Origin of the sequence: Ralstonia sp. RL (assembly GCF_001683835.1) — a bacterium.
Classification (GTDB): Bacteria; Pseudomonadota; Gammaproteobacteria; order Burkholderiales; family Burkholderiaceae; genus Ralstonia; species Ralstonia mannitolilytica.
Genome location: NZ_LWRX01000132.1, coordinates 23929 through 35980, shown reverse-complemented (window position 1 = coordinate 35980; position 12052 = coordinate 23929). Strand labels below are relative to the sequence as shown.

Below are 12052 nucleotides of genomic sequence, written 5' to 3'. Positions count from 1 at the left end.
CCCTCACCCGCCGAAGCCGCGCCGTTGAGCCATTCGCCGGCCCTGAACACTTTGCATTATGTTAAATAAGACATCCACCAGCCCCGAACACCCCCGGCCCGATTCAGGAACGCCGGCCTGCGCCTTCGGTATGATCCACCCTCCAATCATCTGAAGAGGAAGCACACCATGGGCGAAGCCAAACGACGCGGCTCGCAGGCCGACCGCATTTCCCAGGCGCACGCCCGGCTCGATGCCCTGCGACCGGAAAAGCTGGTCTGCGGCGCATGCCAGACCGCCTTTACGGAGTTCGAAGGCATGGAGCCGCGCGACATGCCCGGCATCCGCGCGATCTTTGGCGGCGAATGCCCGAATTGCGGCGAGAGCGTGATTTCGTTCAACGGCGAGCCCGAGGCCGTGGCCGCGGCCATGCTGGCGTATCAGGACGCCATGGAGGACGCGAAGCTCGGCGCACAGACACAGGAAGGCAAGCACACGCCGTACGTCGACGACGAAGACAAGCCCACGCAGCACTGAGCCAGCCATGCAGAACACCCCTGCCCGCCGCTACCGCCACTACAAGGGCGGCGAATACGAGTGGCTGTGCGAAGCCACGTACGAACCCGATCCGACCATCAAGATGACGGTCTACCGCGCGGCCAACGGCACGATCTGGACGCGCCCATCGACGATGTTCCACGAGATGGTCGAAGTCGACGGCCGCCAGGTTCCACGCTTTGCGCGGATCGACTGAACGATCCTGACAGCGCTCAGCTCGGTGCGGCGCCGTGGCGGCGCTTGAACCACGCATGCTCACCGGGCGCCCAGTCGCGCAACTCGAAGGTGACGCGCACACGGCGCGACACCTGCAGATAGACGCCGCACGTCAACAGCAGCGCAGCGGCAACGGCCACGCCCTCGATGAAAGTCGAGCGTGCGCCGGGCAGGTCGCCGGCCATGAGGATGAAGCCGATCATCGGCGGCAGCACCGCCATGTGAACCAGCGTGGCACGCCGGAACGCGCTGTCGTGCGTGGTGGCCAGCACCAGCACTGTCGCGCACGAGATCAGGTACACCAGCGTAGTCAGGTTGATCGCCCCGCTGCCCGGCGTGGTGGCGTTGAAGAGGTCGGCGCCGGCGAGCTTCACTGCGTCGATGGACAGGCCGTGCCAGAACACCCACGTCGGCCCGGCAATGGCCATGGCCAAGACCCAAGGCAACCATCCGGCGATGCCGTATAGCCGATGATGTTCCGCCGCAATCGGGTCGATGTCGACCCAGTGATGCGTGAGCATGATGCACCCCCGTGCGCGCCCGTTCTGATGACGGGTTGCTCCGGCAGGCGCCGGGCGGCGTCTGCCTCCCCTGCTTCTAGCTTAGGTCGCCGCGCGAAGGTGGCAATGCAGGAGGAACCCTGAGCGCACAAGCCGATTGGGCATGACGTCTCAGTGCCGGAAGAAGCGCGGCCGGTCTGGGTCGTACAACGGGTCGGGCGTGACCTGGGTGAGCTGCAGGACGCCAGCCCGGTCGAAGTAGAAATGCATCAAGGACGGCCAGACGTCGTCGGCCTTGACCCGGTATGACCAGACCAGCCGGTCCATGCGCGGGAAGTACGACGTCTCGACCGGCTGGCCGAAGTGCCGCAGCACGTCGTCTTGCGTCCAGGTGCCCACCCTTGCCTGCGCAAACTCGAGACTGCTCAGCACCTGCTTGAACGCGACGAGCCTGCCATGGGGATCGAAGTCGGCCGCATAGGTGAACTGGCCGTACGGTTTGGTCGGATACAGCCACCGCGTGCCGCCGTCCAGCGGGTACGTCTCGCGCGGCGGGCCGAACCGCGCCTGTACGGCGGACTCGTCTGCGCCCACCAGCCGCTGCCCCTTCGTCACCGGGGATTCCAATACCGCACATCCCGACATGGCCGCGACCACCATTGCCGTCGCCAGCCAACGCATCGCGCGCATGACAGCCCTCTCCATCGACGCTGTTGAGATCGGAACAGTGTAGCGCCGGCCGGGAAGCATCAACGCGTCAGCAGCGGTGCGATGTCGAGATACGTTGCCGCAAGGCGCGCTTGCGCACACGGCAATCGGGGAATCGTGCCCAGGTGCGGCGCGCTGATCCAGCGGCGCAGCGTGGCGACGTTCTCGTCCAGCCCGGCCATGGCCGGATCGACCACGTTGCCGACCCAGCCGACGAGGTGCAGCCCGCGCGCGGCGATGGCTTCCGCCGTGAGCGCGGCATGGTTCAGGCACCCCAGCCGCAGGCCGACCACCAGCACGACAGGCAGGCCCAGCGCGACGGTCATCTGCGCGGTGTCGAAGTCATCCGACAGCGGCACGCGAAAGCCGCCCACGCCCTCCACCACCACGGCGTCGGCGCACGCTTTTGCCTGCGCGAGCGCGTCGAGAATGGGCGGCAGCGTGATCGTCACGCCTTCGCGCGCGGCGGCCAGGTGCGGAGACATCGGTGCATCGAGCAGCCACGGGCAGACCGTGGCAAGCGGCAGGCTGATCGACGCAGCGGCGCGCAGTTGTTCGACGTCTTCGTTGGTGCGCGCAGGGGTGCCGGCCAGGGTGCCGGCCGCAATGGGCTTGAGACCGGCGGCACGGTAGCCGGCATCTGCGAGCTTGGTCAGCAAGGCGGCGCTGACGAGCGTCTTGCCGATCTCCGTATCGGTGCCCGTGATGAAGCAATCAAAACGCGGGGGCATGTCAGGCAGCCTCGGCGGGTTGGAGCGATTGGCCGGCCGCTTCGAGCGCGAGGGCGAGGCGCTCGATATCGGCGTCGGTGTGCGCGGCGGAGAGCGTAATGCGCAGGCGCGCCGTGCCCACCGGCACCGTCGGCGGGCGGATGGCGGCGATGCGGATGCCTTCGCGCTCCAGCGCGGCCGCGAGGGCCAGTGCCGGCGCGTTCTCGCCGATCACGATGGGCTGTATGGCCGTCTGCGAGGGCATCCACCGCCAGCCAAAGCGCGCGGCCAGGCGCTGGGCATGCGCGCTCCACGCGGCGATGTGCCGGTTCAGGACCGCGCGCCGCGCCGCCCCCTCCTCGCTCGCGATCAGGTCGAGCGCCGCCTCCACCGCGCACGCGATGCCCGGCGGTGTGGCCGTGGTGAAGATGTACGTGCGGGCGCGCTGCACCAGCCAGTCGATCGCCAGCCGATGCGCGACGATGGCCGCCCCGGACCCGCCCGCGGCCTTGCCGAAGGTGCCCACGTAGACGATGCGCTCGGAGCGCAGCCCGAAGTGCGACAACACGCCGGCACCGTCTTCGCCCAGCACGCCCAGGCCATGCGCGTCGTCCACGATGAGCCACGCGTCGTAGCGCTCGGCCAGTGCGAGCAGCGCCGGCAGCGGCGCGATATCGCCATCCATGCTGAACACGCCATCGGTGACGATCAGCTTGTTGCGGCTCGTGCTGGCGGCAAGCAGCGCCTCCAGTGCCGCCATGTCGACGTGCGGATACACCTTCACGGGCGCCCGCGACAGCCGGGCGCCATCGATGAGCGAGGCGTGGTTCAGCGCATCTGAAAAGATCGTGCAATCCTCGGCCGGGCGAATGCCGCCCGCCTGCGCCATGGCGCTCACCACGGCCAGGTTGGCCATGTATCCCGTGCAGAAGAACAGCGCATCCGCATCGGGAATATGAGCGGCCTGCAGCGCCGCCATACGGGCCTCCAACCGCGCGTGCGCGACCGAATGGCCGCTCACCAGGTGCGATGCGCCGCTGCCGAAGCCGTACTGCCGCGCGCCGTGCACCACGGCCTCGGCGAGGGCGGGATGCGCGGCCAGGCCGAGGTAGTCGTTGCCGCAGAAGCCCAGGACGTCGCGTGGCTCTCCGCCGGGCACGCTGATGCGCTGGCTGCGGTCGGTCGGGGTGTAGGCGGTGCGGCGCACACGGCGCAGGTGCGCGGCATCGATGGCATCCAGGCCGGCCTGCAGGTCGTCAAGCAATCGCATAGGTGTGTCCTTCGGTTTCGCCCGTGGTCTGGGCGAGGGTGTCTTCCAGCGTCTGGAGCGTGCGTTCGACCAGCGTGTCGGTCTCTTCGTCGCTCAGCACGTAGGGCGGCAGCAGATAGACGGTGTGGCCGATCGGGCGCAGCAGCAGCCCATGCGTGCGCGCCGTGAGCGCAAAACGCTCGGCAAAGCGTGCGCCGGCCACGTCGGGGTGCACGTCGAAGGCGGTGATCATGCCGGTCTGGCGCAGGTGTGCGACGCGGGCATCGTGCGACAGCGGCGCGAGGCCCTGCGCAATGCGCGCGGCGGTGACGCGGTTGCGTGCCAAGACGTCGTGCTCGGCAAACAGATCGAGTGTGGCCAGCGCGGCGCGGCACGCCAGCGGGTTGCCGGTGTACGAATGGGAATGCAGGAAGCTGCGCACCGGCGCATCGTCGTTGAAGGCCTCGTAGATGGCATCGCGCGAAAGCACGATCGACAGCGGCAGGTAGCCGCCGCTGATGCCCTTGGAGAGGCACAGCAGGTCCGGCCACACGCCGGCCTGCTCGCATGCGAAGAATGTGCCCGTACGCCCGCAGCCGACGGCAATTTCATCGGCGATCCAGTGCACGCCAAACTCGTCGCACAGCGCCCGCACGCCGCGCAGGTAGCTCACATCATGCATGGCCATGCCGGCCGCACACTGGACCAGCGGCTCGATGATGACGGCGGCAATGGTGCCGGCGTTGGCGGCAAGGCAGGCGCGCAAGGCAGCCAGCGCCCGGTCGGCGACGTCGGCGGCGGTCTCGCCGGGGGCCGCCAGGCGGGCATCGGGCGATGCCACGCGGTGCGATTGCAGGATCAGCGGGTCGTACGCATCGCGGAAGATCGCCACATCGGTCACGCCAAGGGCGCCGAGCGTTTCCCCGTGGTAGCCGTGCTCCAGGCAGACGAAGCGGTTGCGTGCGCCCTGCCCTGCGTTGCGATGCGCGTGGAAGCTCATCTTGAGCGCGATTTCGACGGCCGATGCGCCATCGGAGCCGAAGAAGCTGTGGCCCAGCACACCGGCCGTCAGGTCGATCAGACGTTCGGCAAGCTCCACGGCCGGGCGGTGCGTGGCGCCGGCCAGCATCACGTGCTCCAGCGAGTCCAGCTGCGTCTTGAGCGCAGCGTTGATATGCGGATTGGCGTGGCCGAACAGGTTGACCCACCAGGAGCTGGTGCCGTCGAGGTAGCGCTTGCCGTCAAAGTCGATCAGCCACGGGCCCTGCCCGCGAGCGATCGGCAGCGGCGGCATGGCATCGAGCCGGGCATTCTGGGTGCACGGGTGCCACACGGCCGCCCGGCTGCGCGCCTGCCACGCACTGTTGGCCGATCGGGCACCGCACGCGCCGTCAGCCGGCACCGGGATGGGGGGATACGCCATACGAACCTCCAGTCAACAAACCGGCCCGCAGCATGCAGCAAGGCGAGCCGGCACATGGCGGCGTATGGTAGGTGGCTTGCCGATCAAACGACAAGCGAGCAGATCATTGCTTTTTGCCGGCACAATCCCCTCCGAAGCGCGATGTTCGCGTCTTTTCCTACGGACATGCCCCGTCCTGCGGTGATCTTGTGCCGAAAAAATTTTTGCTCTGCGCAAATTTTGTGAAGAGAAAGCCGCTTTGGGAAGCAGGCGACCGGCGCCAGGGGCGTATCAGCCTCCCGTGATACTGAGAATGTACCGGCAGTACGGGATGCGCCGTTGCTCCATCCTGGGGATAACCCTATACTCGGGAAAACCCTAGATCGAGAACGACATCATGATTCAGCAAGCCTATTACACCCCGAAGTTCGCCGGCCAGGTCCAGGTGCAGGCCGCTCCCCGTACGTCGCTGCTGCGCGCCATCCTCAACTATTTCCGCAAGGGCTGGGACGACAACCTGCCGTACGCAGAGGTGGTAGGCAAATCCGGCTCGTACCTGGGCTGAGCCAGCGATCGCTGCCACAGCGAACCGCAACGACAAAACGGCGCCTTGGCGCCGTTTTTGTTTTGCGCAGCCGCGCCGGCTCGCCCATCAGCTTGCGGCGGCGCAGGCGGATCGCCGATGGTTGATGAACGCCACCGCAATCGTCGCAATGACGGCCGGCACGGCCATGGCGAAGAAGTTGTGGTGCAGAGGCAGCGCCATCCCCACCAGCATGCCGATGACGATCGGCGCAAGAATCGCCCCGCTGCGTCCCACCCCGGACGCCCACCCGATACCCGTGGAGCGGATGCTCATCGGGTAGAACTGGCCGGCGTACGCATAGGTCACGATCTGCGTGCCGATGGTGCAGCCGCCGGCCACGGCCACCAGCAGGTACAGCGTCTCGGTCGACGTCTTGATGCCCAGAAGTGCGATCGACACTGCCGCAAGGGCGTACATCGCCATGAGCACGTACTTGATGTTGAAACGATCTGCCAACCAGCCGCCGCCAATCGCACCGAGCATCGCCCCGAAGTTCAGCACCAGCACAAAGGTAAGTGCGGAACCGAGGCTGTAGCCGGCCGATGCCATCAGCTTGGTCAGCCATGAACTGAGCGCGTACACCATGAACAGGCACATGAAAAAGGCGATCCAGAACATGGCCGTGCTCAACCCGCGCCCGTCCTGGAACAGTTTGGCCAGCGGGGCGTCGTCACCGCGGTCCGCCTCTGGCAGGACGAAGGTGCCCTCCGGTCGTGCAGCGCTGCCGCTGAGCCGACGCACGATATCGCGCACCGCATCGATCCTGCCCGTGCGCAACAGGAAGGGCATCGACTCGGGGAGCCACCGCAGAATCGCCGGGACCAGCAGCACAGGCAGGCCCGCGGCAACGAACACCGATTGCCACCCGTAGCGCTCCAGCAGCCCTTTGCCGATCAATGCGGCCAGCATGCCGCCGACCGAATAGCCGCTGAACATCAGGGTGACGAGCGTGCTGCGCAGCCGGCGCGGCGCGTACTCCGTCATCTGCGCCACGACGTTCGGCATCACGCCGCCGATGCCGAGGCCTGCGAGAAAACGCGTCACGCTGAACGCAATGGGGTCGGTCGCAAAACCCGCTGCTGCCGTAAAGACGCTGAACAGTACGATGCACACGGCAATCGCCCAGCGGCGGCCGATGCGGTCTGCAATCGTGCCGAGCACGATCGCACCGAACATCATCCCGAACAGCGCCGCACTGACCATGAAGCCGGCGCTGGTGGGTGTGACGCCCATCTCCTTCATGATGGATGGCAATGCAATGCCGGCGATGGCCAGGTCGTAGCCGTCAAAGATGATGATGAGCGCGCACCAGAACAGCGTAGTGGCGTGAAAACGGCCGAAGCGGGCGTGGTCTGCTACGGCGTGCAGGTCGATCTGACGCATGGATGGTCTCCTCTGGGGTCCGCGAAGGCGTGGGCGCCTCTCTCTTTTGCTGGGTGGGTTTCTTCAACCGATGGCGCGCGCCGGCGTGTCAGCCCAGGTCTCCGCCTCCAACCGGCAGTACCGTCCCGGTGATGTACGAAGCCTCGTCCGAAGCCAGGAACAGGATCGCCCGCACCTGCTCGTCGATCGTGCCGTAGCGGTGCATCAGGCTGCTGGCGAGCGTCTGCTCGACGATGCCCTGGTACCAGGCGGCTTCCTGGTCGGACATGGGCGCCATGTTGCGCGGGATCCGGCGCGGCGGCGCTTCCGTGCCGCCCGTGGCGACGGCATTGACGCGGATGTTGTCGGCGGCGTGCTCAAAGGCCAGGCTGGCGGTGAGCGCATTGACCCCGCCCTTGGCCGCCGAATACGGGATCCGATAGATGCCGCGCGTCGCGATCGACGACACGTTGACGATCACGCCATGCCTGCGCTCCACCATGTGTGGCAGCACCGCCCGGCAGCACCACAGCGTCGGAAACAGCGAGCGGCGAATCTCCGCCTCGATCTGCGCTTCTTCATAGTGCTGATACGGTTTGGCCCAGATCGTGCCGCCGACGTTGTTGACCAGCACGTCGATGCGGCCGAATGCGTCGAGCGCGGCCTGCACGGCATGCAGCGCGCCGGCGTAGGTTTCGAGATCCGCCGTGGCGGCTCGGGCTTGGCCGCCCGCGGCAGCAATCTCCGCCTGCACTTCGTCGACCAGCACCGCGCGGTCCACCAGCAGCACCTGGGCACCCTCTTCCGCTGCCGCCATGGCAACGCCGCGGCCGATGCCCTGCGCCGCCCCCGTTACGATGACGGTTTTGCCTGAGAATCGTTGCATGGTCATGCCGCCTTTGCCGTCGCGTGGGTGATGGCAGTCCCGTTGGGCGTGAACTTCTCGTAGTGGAAGCTGTGGGGCTTCACGCCTGCATCGTCAAAGTACTGGCGCACGGCATCGACCATCGGCGGCGGACCGCACAGATAGACGTCCACATCGCCATCGTTGAGCGCGTCGGCCGGAATGTGCTGGGTCACCCAGCCCTTGCGCGGATGACGCGAAGCAGCGTCGGCGACGACGGTGGCGTAGCTGAAATTCGGCAACCTCGTCATGTAGGCTTCGATCGCTTCGACCTGCACCAGGTCGAGATCACGCGTCACGCCATACACGAGGTGCACCTTCTGCTGCGAATGGCTGCGCGCCAGCACCTCCAGCATCGACAGGAACGGCGCCAGCCCCGTGCCGCCGGCAAGGAACAGCAGCGGCCGCTGCACGTCGCGCAGGTAGAAGCTGCCGAGCGGCCCGTGCAGCTCGAGCCTGTCGCCGGGCCGGGCGGCTTCGAGCCAGGTGCTCATCACCCCGCCCGGAATCCTCTTGATGAGGAAGCTCACCCTGGATTCGCCGGGCGCCGAAGAGAACGAATACGAGCGGTGCTGCCCGCTGCCCGGCACGCCGATGTTGACGTATTGGCCGGGCAGGAACACGGGCGCGGTGGCGTCGACGTCCAGTTCGAGCACGACGGCAGCATCGTTGTGCAGCTCGATTTTCGACAGCGTGGCGACGAAGCGGCTCTGCCCTGTCTTGCACGTGGTCGATGAGGTCGGCACGGCGATCACGCAATCGCTGTGCGGCACCATCTGGCACGTGAGGACGAGGCCGGCGTCCTTCTCGTCTTCGGTCAGCGCGTCGTCGATGTAGTCGTCGCCGAGGTCGTAGCTGCCGCTTTCGGCGCGGCACTTGCACGTTCCGCACACGCCGTCGGAGCAATCCATCGGCAGGTTGATCTTGGCGCGGAAGGCGGCATCGAGCACCTTCTCGCCGGCTTTGCATTCGATGAACCGCGTGACGCCGTCCTCGAAATTCAGTGCAACGTTGAAACTGGACATGGAAGCCTCCACTGCCTCGCTTGGGTACGTGGACACGGTCAGACGTGGTAGACGTCGAGCACCTGCCGGATGTAGTCGTTCTTCAGGACGATCTTCTTGGATGCAATCAGGTAGCCGTCGCCGGCGCGGCGCAACGTGACGAACATCGTCCCGAAGAACTGGTCGGTGGTCTTGTAGCGGTGGCTGAGCGTGTGGAAGTTGTAGCGCACGTCGACTTCACTGTCGCGCTCGGCCAGCACTTCCACGTTGGCAATGCTGTGGCTGGTTCTCGGCTCCGGCGTTGACGCACCGCTGCGCTCGGTCTTGATGCGGAAGACGCGGTCTTCGAGTCCGCAGCGGTTCGCGTAGTACATCAGCGAGATCTGGCTCTGCGGGTCATCAGTCAACTGGTCGTCGTCATCCCAGGCAGGCATCCAGTACGTGACATCTTCGGCGTAGCAGTCGAGCCACGCATCCCACTGGCGGTCGTCGAGCAGGCGCGCCTCGCGGTACAGGGCGGCGCAGATGGTTTGGTAATCGAAGCTCATGCCGGCACCTCTGCGCATTCCTTCTTCAGGGCCTCGCGCATGACCTGCACCCAGTACGCGTGCTGGCACACGAACAGGCCTTCGTCTTCACTGCGCTCGCCCGAGATGAGGGGGTTCAGGCCCATCCTGGCGGCGTTCTCGTCGGGGCCGCGCACCCACAGCGGCGCGCCGCGCGACAGGTCGTTCCACAGGGCCGTGGTGCCGGCATAACCGTTCTGGCACGCGCGGAACTCTTCCAGGTCGTCCGCCGTGCCCATGCCGGTGACGTTGAAGAAATCCTCGTACTGGCGGATGCGCGTCGCGCGGTCGGCCGCGCTCTCGCCTTTTGGCGCAAAGCAGAAGATCGACACCTCCGTCCGGTCGACGCTGATGGGGCGCACCACGCGGATCTGCGTGCTGAACTGATCCATCAGGAACACGTTCGGATACAGGCACAGGTTGCGGGTCTGGTTGACGATGAAGTCGGCCTGGGTGTCGCCCACGCGAGCCGCGATTTCGTCACGGTGCGCATAGACGGGCCGCACCTGCGGGTTCATCGTCTTCGTCCACAGCAGGATATGGCCGTGCTCGAAGCCATAAACGCCCGCCACCGATCTGCTCCAGCTGTTCGCGTCCACCGCCTGCGTGCCGCCCTCCTTGCGCCGCCCCATCGTTGCGGCGTAGTTCCAGTGCACGGTGCTGACGTGGTAGCCGTCGCAGCCATTCTCCATCTGCATCTTCCAGTTGCCTTCGTAGATATAGGACGAGCTGCCGCGCAGGACTTCGAGCCCGTCCGGCGCCTGGTCGACGATCTGGTCGATGATCACGCGCGCTTCACCGAGGTACGACTCGAGCGGCTGCACGTCCGCATTGAGGCTGCCGAACAGGAAGCCGCGATAGTTCTGCAGGCGCGCCACCTTCTTCAGGTCGTGCGAGCCGTGCGTGTTGAACTGCACCGGGTACTGGGTCGTCTTTTCGTCCTTCACCTTGAGCAGCTTGCCGGTGTTGGAGAACGTCCAGCCGTGGAACGGACACGTGAAGCTGCCCTTGTTGCCGTGCTTGCGGCGGCACAGCATGGCGCCCTTGTGCGCGCAGGCGTTGATGACGGCATGCAGCTCGCCAGTCTTGTCCCGGGTGATGACGATGGGCTGACGCCCGATCCAGGTCGTGTAGTAATCGTTGTTGTTCGGAATCTGGCTTTCGTGTGCGAGATACACCCAGTTGTTCTCGAAGATGTGCTTCATCTCCAGCGCGAACAGGTCGGGGTGGGTGAAGATGTCGCGGCGGCAGCGGAAGATGCCGGCCTCTTCGTCATCCACCACCGCCGTTGAGAGCAGTTGTTCGAGTTCGCCGGCTTTGTCGATCAGGGCGGACATGGTCGTCTCCACGTTGCAACCTCATGCCTGGGCCGAAGCGCGCAGGCGGTTCACGCGCTGGTTGTCCTTGCCCTGCACCAGCGGCGTGAGGACAAAGTTGAACTCGATGTCCTTGTACGCATCGGCCTTGAGGCCCAGGGCGGCACCGCCGGTCTTTTCCGCGACGGGCGGAATCAGCTCTTCGCGGGTGGCGTAGGCGAAGTCATCCCAGATGAGCGGATCGCCTTCGATGTTGAATTGCGTCGTCAGCTTGCGATGCCCCTCGCTGCTCACGAAGAAGTGCACGTGCGCCGGACGATTGCCATGGCGGGCCAGCCCGTTGAGCAACTGCTGCGTCGCGCCGTGCGGCGGGCACCCGTACCCGACTGGCATGAGGGTGCGGAATTCGTATCGGCCATCCGCGCCCGTGCGCACGGCGCCGCGGAGGTTGAACGCGCTCTGCCCGCCGGTCGGATCGAAGTGCGAGTAGAACCCGTTCGAGTTCGCATGCCAGCACTCGACCACGGCGCCCGCCACCGGCTCGCCATCGGTGCCCATCACCGTGCCGTGGATGACCAGCGGTCCGGCCGCCGGGTCCGGATCGATGTCGATGCGCGACACGCCGTCGCGCACCGGGGCGCCCGCCACGTACAGCGGGCCTTCGATGGTGCGTGGCGTCCCGCCGTGGATGCCGAGCGCCGAGTCTGCGGCATCCATGCGGATGTCGAGGTACTTCTCGAGGCCCAGCCCCGCCGCCAGCAGCGCAGCCTCGCCGTCCTGCCCGAGTTTGTTCAGGTAATTGATGCCAGCCCAGACCTCGTCCGGCGTGATGTCGAGATCGTCGATGGCCTTGAACAGGTCGGCAAGCAGGCGGTGAGTGATCTGCTTCAAGCGGACATTGCCGTCCTTGCCTTCCAGGTTGGCAGCGGCCTTCAGCAGCTCCTGTACTTCTTGTGTCTGGAATACGCGCACGTTCATGATGGATGTCTCCT

At 66.2% G+C, this 12052-nt stretch carries 14 protein-coding genes; 3 read left to right on the top strand and 11 right to left on the bottom strand.

What is annotated here, in order from left to right; all coding sequences use genetic code 11:
- Positions 1–168: 168 nt before the first annotated feature.
- Together A6M56_RS12730 and A6M56_RS12725 are read left to right on the top strand one after the other, a co-directional pair.
- Positions 169–516: a hypothetical protein gene (locus tag A6M56_RS12730; protein WP_045786834.1), complete on the top strand. Its 348-nt coding sequence runs from the start codon at positions 169–171 to the stop codon at positions 514–516.
- Between the two features lie 7 nt (positions 517–523).
- Entirely contained in the window at positions 524–733 is a 210-nt protein-coding gene (locus A6M56_RS12725) for a DUF1653 domain-containing protein (RefSeq protein ID WP_045786835.1), read from the top strand.
- A 16-nt stretch (positions 734–749) separates the two neighbouring features.
- Here A6M56_RS12725 and A6M56_RS12720 read toward each other — a convergent pair whose 3' ends face one another.
- From A6M56_RS12720 to bioA, 5 genes are all read right to left on the bottom strand, one after another.
- Positions 750–1274: a hypothetical protein gene (locus A6M56_RS12720; RefSeq protein WP_102079800.1), complete on the bottom strand. Its 525-nt coding sequence runs from the start codon at positions 1272–1274 to the stop codon at positions 750–752.
- Positions 1275–1424: 150 nt separating this feature from the next.
- Positions 1425–1943 carry a hypothetical protein gene (locus A6M56_RS12715; RefSeq protein WP_286758152.1) on the bottom strand — a complete coding sequence of 173 codons (519 nt, stop codon included), beginning with the start codon at positions 1941–1943 and terminating at the stop codon, positions 1425–1427.
- Positions 1944–2002: 59 nt separating this feature from the next.
- Positions 2003–2692, bottom strand: coding sequence for a dethiobiotin synthase (gene bioD / locus A6M56_RS12710; protein WP_045786838.1), 690 nt, complete (start codon positions 2690–2692; stop codon positions 2003–2005).
- 1 nt (position 2693) lies between these two features.
- Positions 2694–3941, bottom strand: coding sequence for an 8-amino-7-oxononanoate synthase (gene bioF, locus A6M56_RS12705; RefSeq protein WP_045786839.1), 1248 nt, complete (start codon positions 3939–3941; stop codon positions 2694–2696).
- Positions 3928–5343, bottom strand: coding sequence for an adenosylmethionine--8-amino-7-oxononanoate transaminase (gene bioA, locus A6M56_RS12700; RefSeq protein WP_045786840.1), 1416 nt, complete (start codon positions 5341–5343; stop codon positions 3928–3930). Before bioA ends, bioF begins: the two co-directional genes overlap by 14 nt.
- 376 nt (positions 5344–5719) lie before the next feature.
- On the opposite strand from bioA, the gene A6M56_RS12695 reads away from it, so the two are divergent.
- Positions 5720–5887 carry a hypothetical protein gene (locus tag A6M56_RS12695; protein ID WP_164491034.1) on the top strand — a complete coding sequence of 56 codons (168 nt, stop codon included), beginning with the start codon at positions 5720–5722 and terminating at the stop codon, positions 5885–5887.
- Positions 5888–5974: 87 nt separating this feature from the next.
- Here A6M56_RS12695 and A6M56_RS12690 read toward each other — a convergent pair whose 3' ends face one another.
- The 6 genes from A6M56_RS12690 to catA all read right to left on the bottom strand — a co-directional run bounded on the left by A6M56_RS12690 (position 5975) and on the right by catA (position 12038).
- Positions 5975–7291: an MFS transporter gene (locus A6M56_RS12690; protein ID WP_102079802.1), complete on the bottom strand. Its 1317-nt coding sequence runs from the start codon at positions 7289–7291 to the stop codon at positions 5975–5977.
- Positions 7292–7379: 88 nt separating this feature from the next.
- Positions 7380–8162: a 1,6-dihydroxycyclohexa-2,4-diene-1-carboxylate dehydrogenase gene (locus A6M56_RS12685; RefSeq protein ID WP_102079803.1), complete on the bottom strand. Its 783-nt coding sequence runs from the start codon at positions 8160–8162 to the stop codon at positions 7380–7382.
- Complete coding sequence (gene benC / locus A6M56_RS12680) at positions 8159–9199, bottom strand: benzoate 1,2-dioxygenase electron transfer component BenC (RefSeq protein ID WP_102079804.1); 1041 nt, start codon at positions 9197–9199, stop codon at positions 8159–8161. The genes A6M56_RS12685 and benC overlap by 4 nt, the downstream gene beginning before the upstream one ends.
- Positions 9200–9237: 38 nt before the next feature.
- Positions 9238–9726, bottom strand: a complete 489-nt coding sequence (gene benB / locus A6M56_RS12675; protein WP_045786844.1) for a benzoate 1,2-dioxygenase small subunit — start codon at positions 9724–9726, stop codon at positions 9238–9240.
- Positions 9723–11081, bottom strand: a complete 1359-nt coding sequence (locus A6M56_RS12670) for a Rieske 2Fe-2S domain-containing protein (RefSeq protein ID WP_102079805.1) — start codon at positions 11079–11081, stop codon at positions 9723–9725. Before A6M56_RS12670 ends, benB begins: the two co-directional genes overlap by 4 nt.
- Before the next feature lie 21 nt (positions 11082–11102).
- The gene (catA, locus tag A6M56_RS12665) at positions 11103–12038 is read right to left on the bottom strand and encodes a catechol 1,2-dioxygenase (protein ID WP_102079806.1); all 936 of its coding nucleotides are present in this window, start codon (positions 12036–12038) and stop codon (positions 11103–11105) included.
- Between the last annotated feature and the right edge of the window lie 14 nt (positions 12039–12052).

Coding starts and splice junctions, on each gene's coding strand:
- A6M56_RS12730 (WP_045786834.1), top strand. CDS start 169: ATGGGCGAAGCCAAACGACGCGGCTCGCAGGCCGACCGCATTTCCCAG.
- A6M56_RS12725 (WP_045786835.1), top strand. CDS start 524: ATGCAGAACACCCCTGCCCGCCGCTACCGCCACTACAAGGGCGGCGAA.
- A6M56_RS12720 (WP_102079800.1), bottom strand. CDS start 1,274: ATGCTCACGCATCACTGGGTCGACATCGACCCGATTGCGGCGGAACAT.
- A6M56_RS12715 (WP_286758152.1), bottom strand. CDS start 1,943: ATGCGCGCGATGCGTTGGCTGGCGACGGCAATGGTGGTCGCGGCCATG.
- bioD (WP_045786838.1), bottom strand. CDS start 2,692: ATGCCCCCGCGTTTTGATTGCTTCATCACGGGCACCGATACGGAGATC.
- bioF (WP_045786839.1), bottom strand. CDS start 3,941: ATGCGATTGCTTGACGACCTGCAGGCCGGCCTGGATGCCATCGATGCC.
- bioA (WP_045786840.1), bottom strand. CDS start 5,343: ATGGCGTATCCCCCCATCCCGGTGCCGGCTGACGGCGCGTGCGGTGCC.
- A6M56_RS12695 (WP_164491034.1), top strand. CDS start 5,720: ATGATTCAGCAAGCCTATTACACCCCGAAGTTCGCCGGCCAGGTCCAG.
- A6M56_RS12690 (WP_102079802.1), bottom strand. CDS start 7,291: ATGCGTCAGATCGACCTGCACGCCGTAGCAGACCACGCCCGCTTCGGC.
- A6M56_RS12685 (WP_102079803.1), bottom strand. CDS start 8,162: ATGACCATGCAACGATTCTCAGGCAAAACCGTCATCGTAACGGGGGCG.
- benC (WP_102079804.1), bottom strand. CDS start 9,199: ATGTCCAGTTTCAACGTTGCACTGAATTTCGAGGACGGCGTCACGCGG.
- benB (WP_045786844.1), bottom strand. CDS start 9,726: ATGAGCTTCGATTACCAAACCATCTGCGCCGCCCTGTACCGCGAGGCG.
- A6M56_RS12670 (WP_102079805.1), bottom strand. CDS start 11,081: ATGTCCGCCCTGATCGACAAAGCCGGCGAACTCGAACAACTGCTCTCA.
- catA (WP_102079806.1), bottom strand. CDS start 12,038: ATGAACGTGCGCGTATTCCAGACACAAGAAGTACAGGAGCTGCTGAAG.